The sequence below is a fragment of the Pseudomonas sp. NPDC079086 genome, from assembly GCF_044542155.1.
GTDB lineage: Bacteria > Pseudomonadota > Gammaproteobacteria > Pseudomonadales > Pseudomonadaceae > Aquipseudomonas.
Genome location: NZ_JBITTY010000002.1, coordinates 219,765 through 231,794, shown reverse-complemented (window position 1 = coordinate 231,794; position 12,030 = coordinate 219,765). Strand labels below are relative to the sequence as shown.

Annotated in this window: 11 protein-coding genes; 10 read left to right on the top strand and 1 reads right to left on the bottom strand. The window is 60.1% G+C overall.

What is annotated here, in order from left to right; genetic code table 11:
* Positions 1-103 precede the first annotated feature (103 nt).
* The 3 genes from ACIGEK_RS10560 (at position 104) to ACIGEK_RS10550 (ending at position 2,807) form a co-directional block, all read left to right on the top strand.
* A complete protein-coding gene (locus tag ACIGEK_RS10560) occupies positions 104-1,486 on the top strand; it encodes a substrate-binding domain-containing protein (protein WP_397493288.1) in 1,383 nt (460 codons plus the stop codon).
* A gap of 129 nt (positions 1,487-1,615) precedes the next feature.
* Complete coding sequence (locus ACIGEK_RS10555) at positions 1,616-2,599, top strand: TerC family protein (protein WP_397493287.1); 984 nt, start codon at positions 1,616-1,618, stop codon at positions 2,597-2,599.
* A gap of 4 nt (positions 2,600-2,603) precedes the next feature.
* Positions 2,604-2,807: a hypothetical protein gene (locus tag ACIGEK_RS10550; protein ID WP_160014234.1), complete on the top strand. Its 204-nt coding sequence runs from the start codon at positions 2,604-2,606 to the stop codon at positions 2,805-2,807.
* Positions 2,808-2,861: 54 nt separating this feature from the next.
* Here ACIGEK_RS10550 and ACIGEK_RS10545 read toward each other — a convergent pair whose 3' ends face one another.
* On the bottom strand, positions 2,862-4,091 hold the full coding sequence (locus tag ACIGEK_RS10545; RefSeq protein ID WP_397493286.1) for an acyl-CoA dehydrogenase: 1,230 nt from the start codon (positions 4,089-4,091) through the stop codon (positions 2,862-2,864).
* A 425-nt stretch (positions 4,092-4,516) separates the two neighbouring features.
* Between ACIGEK_RS10545 and ACIGEK_RS10540 the strand changes: the two genes are divergently transcribed.
* The 7 genes from ACIGEK_RS10540 to ACIGEK_RS10510 all read left to right on the top strand — a co-directional run bounded on the left by ACIGEK_RS10540 (position 4,517) and on the right by ACIGEK_RS10510 (position 12,004).
* A complete protein-coding gene (locus tag ACIGEK_RS10540; RefSeq protein ID WP_397493285.1) occupies positions 4,517-5,449 on the top strand; it encodes a LysR family transcriptional regulator in 933 nt (310 codons plus the stop codon).
* 19 nt (positions 5,450-5,468) lie between these two features.
* Positions 5,469-5,798 carry a low molecular weight protein tyrosine phosphatase family protein gene (locus tag ACIGEK_RS10535; protein WP_397493284.1) on the top strand — a complete coding sequence of 110 codons (330 nt, stop codon included), beginning with the start codon at positions 5,469-5,471 and terminating at the stop codon, positions 5,796-5,798.
* 135 nt (positions 5,799-5,933) lie between these two features.
* On the top strand, positions 5,934-6,335 hold the full coding sequence (locus ACIGEK_RS10530; RefSeq protein ID WP_397493283.1) for a MerR family DNA-binding transcriptional regulator: 402 nt from the start codon (positions 5,934-5,936) through the stop codon (positions 6,333-6,335).
* A gap of 29 nt (positions 6,336-6,364) precedes the next feature.
* Positions 6,365-7,528: an isovaleryl-CoA dehydrogenase gene (locus ACIGEK_RS10525; RefSeq protein WP_397493282.1), complete on the top strand. Its 1,164-nt coding sequence runs from the start codon at positions 6,365-6,367 to the stop codon at positions 7,526-7,528.
* Between the two features lie 18 nt (positions 7,529-7,546).
* The gene (locus ACIGEK_RS10520; protein WP_397493281.1) at positions 7,547-9,154 is read left to right on the top strand and encodes a carboxyl transferase domain-containing protein; all 1,608 of its coding nucleotides are present in this window, start codon (positions 7,547-7,549) and stop codon (positions 9,152-9,154) included.
* A gap of 91 nt (positions 9,155-9,245) precedes the next feature.
* Positions 9,246-10,046: a gamma-carboxygeranoyl-CoA hydratase gene (locus ACIGEK_RS10515; RefSeq protein ID WP_397493280.1), complete on the top strand. Its 801-nt coding sequence runs from the start codon at positions 9,246-9,248 to the stop codon at positions 10,044-10,046.
* Complete coding sequence (locus tag ACIGEK_RS10510; RefSeq protein ID WP_397493279.1) at positions 10,043-12,004, top strand: acetyl/propionyl/methylcrotonyl-CoA carboxylase subunit alpha; 1,962 nt, start codon at positions 10,043-10,045, stop codon at positions 12,002-12,004. The genes ACIGEK_RS10515 and ACIGEK_RS10510 overlap by 4 nt, the downstream gene beginning before the upstream one ends.
* The last annotated feature ends 26 nt before the right edge of the window (positions 12,005-12,030 follow it).

Sequence of the window (12,030 nt, the reverse complement as noted above, 5' to 3'; positions counted from 1 at the left end):
CCTGTAGTAGAGCCTTCACATAGATAAGTGACTGTCATATTACAGTCACTTTTTTGTCTTATCGTCGCGGCACTTTCACTCACCCATATAAGGTGTTTGCCGCATGCTGCGCGCCTCCTCTGCCTTCGAACGTGATACCTGGATTCGCACCGTCAGCTTTCTGCTGCTCGGCTCTATCTGCTACGCCCTACCCTGGTCAGTATTTGCTGCCCTGCCCATCCCCAGTGACAACAGCAGTGTGCTGCGCATTCAGGGCTCCAACACAATCGGCGCGCGACTTGGCCCGGCGCTGGTCAAAGGCTTGCTTGAAGAACAGAGCCTGAGCGCCATTCGCATTGAGGCCGGCAAAGCAGAAAACGAGCAGAGGATCACCGGTAAAACCGCCGATGGCCGCAGCGTCAGCATTGAAGTGGCGGCCCACGGTTCAGGCACCGGTTTTACTTCACTGGCCGACGGCAGCGCCGAATTGGCTGCCTCCTCCCGGCCGATCAAGGACAGCGAAGCCACCAGCCTGCTGAGCCTGGGTGACCTGAAAAGCGCCAGCGCCGAGCAGATCATCGCCCTCGACGGCCTGGCCATCATCTTGCACCCGAGCAACCCAATCGCGGCGCTGAACACTGCGCAGCTGGCGCAGATATTTGCCGGCGAGATCAGCGACTGGGCGCAACTCGGCGCACCAGCCGGCGCCATCACCCTGTACGCCCGTGATGATAAGTCCGGCACCTTCGACACCTTCAAGGAACTGGTGCTCAGCGCCAACGGCAAAGCCCTGGCACCTGGCGCCAAGCGTTTTGAATCCAGCGAAAAACTCTCCGATTTAGTCAGTCAGGATCGTAACGGCATCGGTTTTATTGGCTTGCCCTATATCCGCCAGGCCAAGGCTGTGGCGATTGCCGCCGGTGACTCACAACCGATGCTGCCGAGCCTGACCCTGATCGCCACCGAGGATTACCCGCTGTCGCGCCGGTTGTTCTTCTATAACCAGCCGGATTTGAGCAATCCCTGGGGCCGTGCACTGGTGAAGTTCGCCCACAGCACGCGCGGCCAGGCGATTGTTGATCAGAACGGTTTTATCGCGCAGACCGTGCAGGCGGTAAAAATCCCTGCGAACGGGCAAATGCCGGCGAGCTACCAGGACCTGGCGAAAAACGCCCAACGTCTGTCGGTGAACTTCCGCTTTCAGGAAGGCAGCGCCAACCTCGACAACAAGGCCCTGCGCGACCTCAAGCGGCTGATGGCCTACCTGCAAGAGCAGAACAAGCTCCGCGACAAGGTGGTGCTGGTGGGCTTCGGCGATGCCAAGGCCGACACCGCCCGCGCCGAACTGTTATCAAAACTGCGCGCCATGGCGGTACGTCGCGAGCTGAGCAAAGGCGGCGTGATCTTCCGCGACATCATCGGCCTGGGTGATGAACTGCCGGTGGCCGCCAACAGCGGCGATGACGGACGGATCAAGAACCGCCGGGTGGAAGTCTGGGTTTACTAACGGAAACTGCTGCGGGGCCTGCTAACCTTAATCGAGCGTGACGCCGGGCCCCTCTGGCGGTGAGCCTTCACTGTGATGTCGGAGTCACTGAGTTGATTCTCAACTTAGGCAGACATTCGAGGTGGCTCCATGGATAGCTTGGCAAGCATGCTCACCACCCCATTATTCGGCACCTCTGGCTGGTTCTGGCTGGCCTTTCTACTGATCATCCTCGGCTTGCTGATACTCGACCTCGGCGTGCTGCACCGTGATCAGCATGAAATCGAAATGCGCGAGAGTCTGCTGCTGTACAGCGGCTACTTCAGCGTTGGTATGGCCTTCGGCGGCTGGATCTGGTTACAGCTGGGTGAGACTAGGGCGCTGGAGTTCTACACCGGCTTTCTGGTCGAACAGTCTCTGTCGATGGACAACGTGTTCGTCATGGCAATGATTCTCAACTTCTTCGCCATCCCCCGGCGCTATCAACACCGCGTACTGTTTTGGGGCATCCTCGGGGTGATTGTGCTGCGTGCGACGATGATTGGTCTGGGCGCGGCGCTGGTGCAGAGCTTCGAATGGGCGCTGTACCTGTTTGGCGCGTTTCTGCTGTTTACCGGGGTACGCATGCTTTCTGCTCAGGAAGAACATCACCCTGACCTCGCCCAGAACCGCTTACTGCAATTCCTGCGCAGGCATATCCGGGTGACCGATGATATGCACGGCGGACGCTTCCTGGTGCGTCAGCCGGATAGAACGTCGGGCAAGCACCTGCTGCATGCCACGCCGCTGCTGCTGGCGCTGGTAGTGATCGAGCTGGCCGACCTGGTTTTTGCCGTGGACAGTGTGCCAGCAGTGCTGGCCATCTCTCAGGACCCTTTTATCGTCTACACCTCGAACATCTTCGCGATTCTCGGCCTGCGCGCGCTGTACTTTGCTCTGGCCGCATTGATGCACCGCTTTATCTACTTGAAGTACGCCCTGGCTCTGGTACTGATGTTTATCGGTGGCAAGATCTTTCTCCACGAAATCATCAAGGTGCCCGCCCTGCTCTCGCTGTGCATGACTCTCGGCTTGCTGGCGGGCGGAGTGATACTGTCTCTGCTGAAAACTCGCACACCCAGGCAGGAGCATTGATCGTTTGAGCTCACCGAGCATCGTTATCGAACCGCTGCTGCAGCGCGGCAAGCTACGCTGGCAAGTGCGCATGGGCAGACGCAGCCTGATTTTTCATCAGGAACAAGCCGCCCGCGCCTTCGCCGCGCAGTTGCATATGCGCCTGCTCTGGCTGCAACAGAGCGCCAGTCCGGATGATGAATTTGCCCCGCCAGGAACACCGCATTAGCCAAAACGCACAAGGCCCGCATTTGCGGGCCTTGTGCGTTTTCAGTGACGCGTTTTAGCGGCTGGCTTTCATCATTTCTTTCGACACGTACTTGCCGATCTCGAACTTGCCAACGGCCGCGCGATGCACTTCGTCCGGGCCGTCGGCCAGGCGCAGGGTGCGCTGCATGGCATACCAGTAGGCCAGCGGGAAATCGTTGGACACCCCGGCACCGCCATGGATCTGGATTGCCCGGTCAATCACTTTAAGCGCCACGTTAGGTGCAACCACTTTGATCTGGGCGATTTCACTGGCCGCGATCTTGTTGCCCACGGTGTCCATCATATAAGCCGCGTTCAGGGTCAGCAGGCGGGCCATATTGATCTCCATACGCGAATCGGCGATGTGATCGATATTGCCACCCAAGCGCGCCAGCGGCTTGCCGAAGGCAGTGCGGTTGATCGAGCGCTCGCACATCAGTTTCAGCGCGCGCTCGGCCATACCGATGGAGCGCATGCAATGGTGGATACGGCCTGGGCCAAGGCGACCCTGGGCGATCTCAAAGCCACGACCCTCGCCCAGCAGTACGTTCTCATAGGGCACTCGGACGTTTTCAAACAGCACTTCGGCATGGCCGTGTGGCGCGTCGTCGTAGCCAAATACCGGCAGCGGGCGCAGCACTTTCACCCCCGGCGCGTCCATTGGCACCAGAATCATCGAGTGCTGCGCATGGCGCGGACCATCCGGGTTGGTCAGCCCCATAAAGATCATGATCTTGCAGCGCGGATCGCACGCACCGGAAGTCCACCACTTGCGGCCGTTGATCACCCACTCATCGCCCTGGCGCACGGCGCTGGCCTGCATATTGGTGGCATCAGAGGACGCCACACCCGGCTCGGTCATGGCGAACGCGGAGCGGATGGTGCCGTCCAGCAGCGGCTTGAGCCACTGCTCTTTCTGCGCTTCGTTGGCGTAGCGCACCAGTACTTCCATATTGCCGGTGTCCGGCGCGGCGCAGTTGAACGGCTCGGCACCGATCAAGGAACTGCCCATGATTTCCGCCAGCGGCGCGTATTCGGTATTGGTAAGGCCGGCGCCCAGTTCGGACTCCGGCAGAAACAGGTTCCACAGGCCTTCGGCTTTAGCCTTGGTTTTCAACTCTTCCATGATCGCGGTGGGCTGCCAGCGGTCGCCTTCATTGACCTGTTGCTCGAACACGGCTTCGGCTGGATAGACATGGGTCTCCATAAACGCGGTGACGCGTTCACGCAGCTGCTGAACCTTGGGGGAGTAGGCGAAATCCATGATGGCTACCTTCTGACGCTGATTTTGGGGGAGTTCGGTGAAGTGGAAATGATGCTAGAACAGGGCTTAGGATTTATCTAATCTATTCTCACCGTGTATAAACATTCATCACCGATATATGATTAATTAGGGTCTGTTGCCGTTTCTTCGCGAGCTGCGTTGCTGCGCAAAATCTCGCCGGGCTAGGCGGAGGAAGCAGGTAATGGTTGTTCCCATGCCAAGTCCTCCAACAACGCATGGCGCGATTTTGCGCGCAACCCGAAGGGCCGGGCCTGTTTTAGCGCGATACTGCGTTTCTCGACACTCATTTGGAACAACCAAACTTCGTGTCTCGTGCCTTGCCTCGCGCTAAAACAGGCTTCGGCGCGGCCGCGAACGAAACGGCAACAGCCCCTAATACCGACAACCTGCGGAGCGAGCGTGTAATGAATCTGAACAAGGTCGACCTCAACCTCTTTGTCGTCTTCGATGCCATCTACACCGAGGCCAATCTGACCCGCGCCGGACAGATCGTCGGTATTACCCAGCCAGCCGTTTCCAACGCACTGGCGCGCCTACGGGAAACCTTCAATGACCCGCTGTTCGTGCGCACTGCCCAGGGCATGGTGCCCACGCCAATGGCACAGAACATCATCGGCCCGGTGCGCAACGCGCTGCAGCAGCTGCGTATCTCTGTGCAGGAAAGTCGCATCTTCAACCCGGCCCAGGCTAACAAGACCTTCCGCATCAGCATGACCGACCTCACCGAGGCTATCGTCTTGCCGCCGCTGTTTCAGCGCCTGCGCCGCATGGCGCCGAACGTGAATATCGAAAGCATGCTCGCCCGTCGCCGTGAAACTACTAAGGAGCTGGCCGCCGGCCGTCTGGATTTTGCCGTGGACGCCCCGCTCAACACCGACCCGCAGGTGCGCCACGTCAAGCTGATGGAAGACCGCTATGTCTGCGCCCTGCGCCGCGGCCACCCTATGGCTAAAGAGAAAATCAGCCTCGACGAATATATGGGCCTGACCCACATCCATATCTCCAGCCGCCGCAGCGGCCTTGGCCATGTTGACCTGGCCCTTGGTCGCATGGGCATCCAGCGCAAGATCGCCCTGCGCTCGCAGCATTACCTGATGGCTACCACCGTGCTGCAAGGCACTGATATGGCCATGACCGTGCCGGAACGCTTTGCAAGGCGTAACGACCTGCACTTTGTCGAACTGCCAATCAAGGATATGACCCCTCTGGAAACCCATATTTACTGGCACGAAAGTACCGACCAGGACCCGGCAAACCGCTGGATGCGCGAGCAGATCATCGAGATTTCCCAGCAGGCTACGGCCCTGGAAAAGAAAAACCAAAAGGCCCAGGCCTGAACCATCGGATAGCAAGAACATGCCACTCAGGGTCCTGTTTATCTGCGCCAAGAACCGCCTGCGCAGCCCAACAGCCGAGCAGGTTTTCGCCGATTGGCCTGGGGTGGAAACGGCCTCGGCCGGGGTTAACCGTGATGCCGATATTCCAGTCAGCCCGGAACTACTGGAATGGGCCGAGCTGATTCTGGTGATGGAAAGCCGCCATCGCCGCAAACTGGCCGAGAAATTCCGCCGGAATCTAGCCAACAAGCCCATTCACAGCCTGAACATCCCCGACGATTACGCTTTTATGGAACCCGCGCTGGTGCAGGTGCTGCAGCAGCGTGTTCCTCAATATTTTTCTAGATAAGCACTGTAAGTCGCTATCAAGTAAAGACTTTATCTGTCCATTTCTACTCAACCAGATCGCTGTTTCAGGTACCCGGGTTGACGGCAGGTCACGGCAAGTTTACGTTAACGTAAAGGTAAACAAGAGCGCTGTCGTATGTCCGCTACCACCTACTCCATTTCCGAACTGGCCCGCGAGCTGGATATCACCACCCGCGCCATTCGTTTTTATGAAGAACAGCAGATGCTCTGCCCCGAACGCCGCGGTCAGGAACGCATCTACACCGCCAAGGACAAGGTCACCCTCAAGCTGATCCTGCGCGGCAAACGCATCGGTTTCTCGCTCGCCGAGTGCAAGGAACTGATCGAGCTGTACGACCCGGTGCACGGCAATCACAAGCAGCTGCACACCTTTATGGTGAAGATCGCCGAGCGCCGCGCCCAGCTGCAGCAGCAACTGCTGGACATCGAACAGATGCAGCTTGAGCTGGATACAGCCGAAGAGCGCTGCCTGGCGGCCTTGGCTGAAACTGATAAAAAACAAACCGTTATCTCCTGAACTTAATTCTAACAATCACAGGTGGAACCATGAGCTACCCATCTCTCAACTTCGGTCTCGGCGAGACCATCGATATGCTGCGTGACTCGGTGTATCAGTTCTCACAAGCCGAACTGGCCCCGCGTGCCGCGCAGATCGACCGCGACAACGAATTCCCCATGGACATGTGGCGCAAGTTCGGCGACATGGGCCTGCTCGGCATGACCGTGGAAGAGGAATACGGCGGCACCAACATGGGCTACCTGGCGCATGTGGTGGCGATGGAAGAGATCAGCCGCGCCAGCGCCTCGGTCGGACTGTCCTACGGCGCGCATTCCAACCTGTGCCTGAACCAGATCCGCAAGAACGGCACTCACGAGCAAAAGGCCAAGTACCTGCCCAAACTGTGCTCCGGCGAACACGTTGGTGCCCTGGCCATGAGCGAGCCGAATGCCGGTTCTGATGTGGTGTCGATGAAGCTGCGCGCGGAAAAACGTGGCGACCGCTACATACTCAACGGCAACAAAATGTGGATCACCAACGGCCCCGACGCCCACACCTACGTGATCTACGCCAAGACCGATATCAGTGCCGGCTCGCGTGGCATGACCGCGTTTATCGTCGAGCGTGATTACAAGGGTTTCTCCCGCCACCAGAAGCTGGACAAGCTGGGTATGCGCGGCTCGAACACCTGCGAGCTGGTGTTCGAGGATTGCGAAGTGCCGGAAGAGAACATTCTCGGCGCGGAAGGCGGTGGTGTGCGGGTGCTGATGAGCGGGCTGGATTACGAGCGTACCGTGCTCTCCGGCGGCCCGACCGGGATCATGACAGCCTGCATGGACGTGGTGGTGCCCTACGTGCACGAACGTCAGCAGTTCAAGCAGTCGATCGGCGAGTTCCAACTGGTGCAGGGCAAATTGGCCGACATGTACGCCGGAATGAACGCCTCCAAGTCCTACCTGTACAACGTGGCCAAGGCCTGCGACCGCGGCGAGGAATCGCGCAAGGACGCCGCCGCAGTGATCCTTTACACCGCAGAAATGGCTACCAAAATGGCGCTGGACACCATCCAGCTGCTCGGCGGTAACGGCTACACCAACGAATACCCAGCCGGCCGTTTGCTGCGCGACGCCAAGCTCTATGAGATCGGCGCTGGCACCAGTGAAATCCGCCGCATGCTGATCGGCCGCGAACTGTTCAACGAAACCAAATAGCCTGACGGAGCGCGCCAGATGGCCATTCTGCACACTCAAATCAACACCCGTTCACCGGAGTTCGCCGCCAATAGTGCGGCAATGCTTACCCAGGTAAACGACCTGCGCGTCCTGCTCGCCCGCGTTCATGAAGGCGGCGGCGCCAAGGCCCAGGAACGCCATACCTCGCGGGGCAAGTTGCTGCCACGCGAACGCATTAATCGCTTGCTGGATATCGGCTCGCCGTTCCTCGAAATCGGCCAGCTGGCTGCCTATGAGGTCTACGGTGAAGATGTACCGGCGGCTGGCGTGGTGGCTGGCATCGGTCGGGTCGAAGGTGTTGAGTGCATGATCGTGGCCAACGACGCCACGGTGAAAGGCGGCAGTTACTACCCGCTGACCGTGAAAAAGCACCTGCGTGCGCAGACCATCGCCCAGCAGAACCGTCTGCCATGTATCTATCTGGTCGATTCCGGCGGCGCCAACCTGCCGCGTCAGGATGAAGTGTTCCCCGACCGCGAGCACTTCGGCCGGATTTTCTTTAACCAGGCCAATATGTCGGCCATGGGCATCCCGCAGATCGCCGTGGTCATGGGTTCTTGTACCGCTGGCGGCGCCTACGTGCCAGCCATGGCTGACGAAGCGATCATGGTGCGCAACCAGGCCACCATCTTCCTCGCCGGCCCACCACTGGTAAAAGCCGCCACCGGTGAGGTGGTCAGCGCTGAAGACCTTGGCGGTGCCGATGTGCACTGCAAAACCAGCGGTGTGGCCGACCATTACGCTGACAACGACGAACACGCTCTGGCCATAGCCCGGCGCAGCATCAGCAATCTCAACTGGCGCAAGCTCGGCGTACTCAACAACCGAGCGCCGATCAACCCGCTGTACAGCGGTGAAGAGCTGTACGGGGTGATTCCGGCGGACGCCAAGCAGCCCTTCGATGTGCGTGAAGTCATCGCCCGCACCGTCGACGGCAGCGTATTCGATGAATTCAAGGCGCTGTTCGGCACCACCCTGGTCTGCGGCTTTGCGCATATCCACGGCTATCCGGTGGCAATCCTCGCCAATAACGGGATCTTGTTTGCCGAATCGGCACAAAAAGGCGCGCACTTTATCGAGCTGGCCTGCCAACGCGGCATTCCCCTGTTGTTCTTGCAAAACATCACCGGCTTTATGGTCGGCCAGAAGTACGAAGCCGGCGGCATCGCCAAGCACGGCGCCAAACTGGTTAACGCCGTGGCCTGCGCCAAGGTGCCGAAATTCACCGTGATCATCGGCGGCAGCTTCGGCGCGGGTAACTACGGCATGTGTGGTCGCGCCTACGATCCACGTTTTCTGTGGATGTGGCCGAACGCGCGGATCGGCGTGATGGGTGCCGAACAGGCCGCCGGCGTACTGGTGCAGGTCAAGCACGAGCAGGCCGCTCGCGCCGGGCAGCGCTTCTCTGCCGAGGATGAAGCGGCACTTAAGCAGCCGATCCTCGAACAGTACGAGCGCCAGGGCCACCCTTACTACTCCAGCGCACGACTGTGGGACGACGGTGTTATCGACCCGGCGCAAACCCGCGACGTACTGGGCCTGGCATTGTCCGCCAGCCTTAACGCGCCGATCGAGCCGACCACCTTTGGCGTGTTCCGCATGTGATTCGTGGGAGGGGCTTTAGCCTCGATGTTTTTCGCTTTGTCGCGGCTAAAGCCCCTCCCACAGAGCTAACTCATTTTTCGAGTCGAACACCATGACCAACTTCAACACCATCGAGCTGCAAACAGACCCACGCGGCTTTGCCACCCTCTGGCTTAACCGCGCGGACAAGAACAACGCCTTTAACGCCGAAATGATCCGCGAGCTGATTCTCGCCCTCGACGCGGTGATGGCCGACAAAACCCTGCGTTTCCTGCTACTGCGCGGCCGCGGCAAGCACTTCTCCGCCGGCGCGGACCTGGCCTGGATGCAGCACGCGGCAACCCTGGACTACAACGCCAACCTTGCCGACTCACGCGAGTTGGCCGAGCTGATGCACAACCTATATCAGCTGAAAATTCCCACCCTGGCCGTGGTGCAAGGCGCCGCTTTCGGTGGTGCGCTGGGTTTAATCAGCTGCTGCGATATGGCCATCGGCACCGTTGACGCCCAGCTGTGCCTGTCCGAAGTGCGCATCGGCCTGGCACCGGCGGTGATCAGCCCCTTTGTCGTGCAAGCGATTGGCGAACGCGCGGCGCGCCGCTATGCCCTGACGGCCGAGCGTTTCAGCGGCGAACGCGCCCAGGAGCTGGGGCTGTTCGCCGAATGCTACCCGGCAGAGCAACTCGATGACGCGGTAAACACCTGGGTCGACACCCTGCTGCTCAATAGCCCGCAAGCCATGCAGGCCAGCAAAGACCTGCTGCGCGAAGTCGGCAGCGGCGTGCTGACTCCAGCGCTGCGCCGCTATACCGAGAACGCCATCGCCCGCATTCGCGTCAGCCCCGAAGGTCAGGAAGGTTTGCGCGCCTTTCTGAATAAACGTAAGCCCGCCTGGCAGGAGCCACAAGCATGAGCCTTAAGCCTATCGACACCTTGCTGGTGGCCAACCGTGGCGAGATCGCCTGCCGGGTGATGCGCACAGCGAAGGCCATGGGTATCCAGACGGTTGCGGTGCACAGCGCCATCGACGCCAAAGCGCGCCATGTGCGCGAAGCCGATCTGGCGGTAAACCTCGGCGGAGCCAAACCGGCGGACAGTTACCTGCGTATTGACGCACTGATTGCTGCTGCCAAGGTCAGCGGTGCCCAGGCAATTCACCCCGGTTACGGGTTTCTCTCAGAGAACGCCGGCTTTGCCCGCGCCATCGAAGCCGCTGGCTTACTGTTTCTCGGGCCACCCGCCTCCGCTATCGACGCCATGGGCAGCAAGTCCGCCGCCAAGGCGCTGATGGAAGCCGCTGGCGTGCCGTTAGTGCCGGGTTATCACGGCGAAGCACAGGATGTGGAGACCTTCCGCACTGCCTCGAACGCAATCGGCTACCCGGTGCTGCTCAAGGCTGCTGCCGGTGGCGGTGGCAAAGGTATGAAGGTGGTCGAGGTTGAGAGCGAACTGGCCGAAGCCCTGGCCAGCGCGAAGCGCGAAGCGCAATCGTCGTTCGGCGACTCGCGCATGCTGGTGGAAAAATACGTACTCAAACCGCGGCATGTGGAAATTCAGGTTTTTGCCGACCAGCATGGCAGCTGCCTGTACCTGAATGAGCGCGACTGCTCGATCCAGCGCCGTCATCAAAAAGTGGTTGAAGAAGCCCCTGCCCCTGGTTTGTCAGCCGAATTGCGCCGCGCCATGGGCGAAGCGGCGGTCAAGGCCGCCCAGGCCATCGGCTATGTTGGCGCAGGTACCGTAGAGTTTCTGCTGGATGAGCGCGGCGACTTCTTCTTTATGGAGATGAACACCCGTCTGCAAGTGGAACACCCGGTGACCGAGCTGATCACCGGCCTGGACCTGGTGGCCTGGCAAATCCGCGTGGCTCGTGGCGAAGCGCTGCCAATCACCCAAGATCAGGTGCCATTGATTGGCCACGCCATCGAAGTAAGGCTGTATGCGGAAGACCCGGATAACGACTTCCTACCGGCAACCGGCACCCTGGCGCTGTACCGCGAAGCCAATGCTGGCCAAGGCCGCAGGGTCGACAGTGGCGTCAGCGAAGGCGATGAAGTCTCGCCCTTCTATGACCCCATGCTCGGCAAGCTGATCGCCTGGGGCGAAAACCGCGAAGAGGCGCGTCTGCGCCTGCTGGCCATGCTTAAGGAAACCTGCGTGGGCGGGGTCAAAACCAATCTGGCCTTTCTCACCCGCGTTCTAGCCCACCCGGCCTTTGCCAATGCCGAGCTGGATACCGGCTTTATTCCACGTCACGAAGCGCAGCTTCTGCCTCCAGTAACTGAGTTGCCGGCCGAGTTCTGGCAATTGGCCGCCGAAGCCTTTGTGCAAAGCGAAGCGCCGCTGCAGCGGCCCGACGACTGCCACTCGCCCTGGGCCTGCAATAACGGTCTGCGTCTGGGATTACCGGCAGAAACAGACCTGCACCTGAGTTGCCAGGGCGAACGCCAGGTAATTCGCCTGCGCCATGCTTCGGCTTCCACCGTACAGTTACAAGGCGAGGTCCTGCAGGTTGAGCGCGACGGCCTGCGTCAGCAGCATCTAGCGATTCGCCGCGGCGACAGCCTGTATCTGCACTACGCCGGCGAGCTGCGCAGCATTCAGCGCGTCGACCCGATTGCCGAAGTTGAAGCCGGCCATGAGCATCACGGCGGCCTGACGGCACCGATGAACGGCAGTATCGTGCGCGTGCTGGTCGAGGCCGGCCAGCAGGTCGAAGCCGGCACTGCGCTGGTGGTGCTGGAAGCGATGAAGATGGAACACAGCATCCGCGCTCCGCATGCCGGCACCGTCAAGGCGCTGTATTGCAGCGAGGGCGAGATGGTCAGCGAAGGCGCCATACTGGTGGAACTCGATGAAGCCAGCGCATGACGATGTTTTGTAGGAGCGGCCAAGGC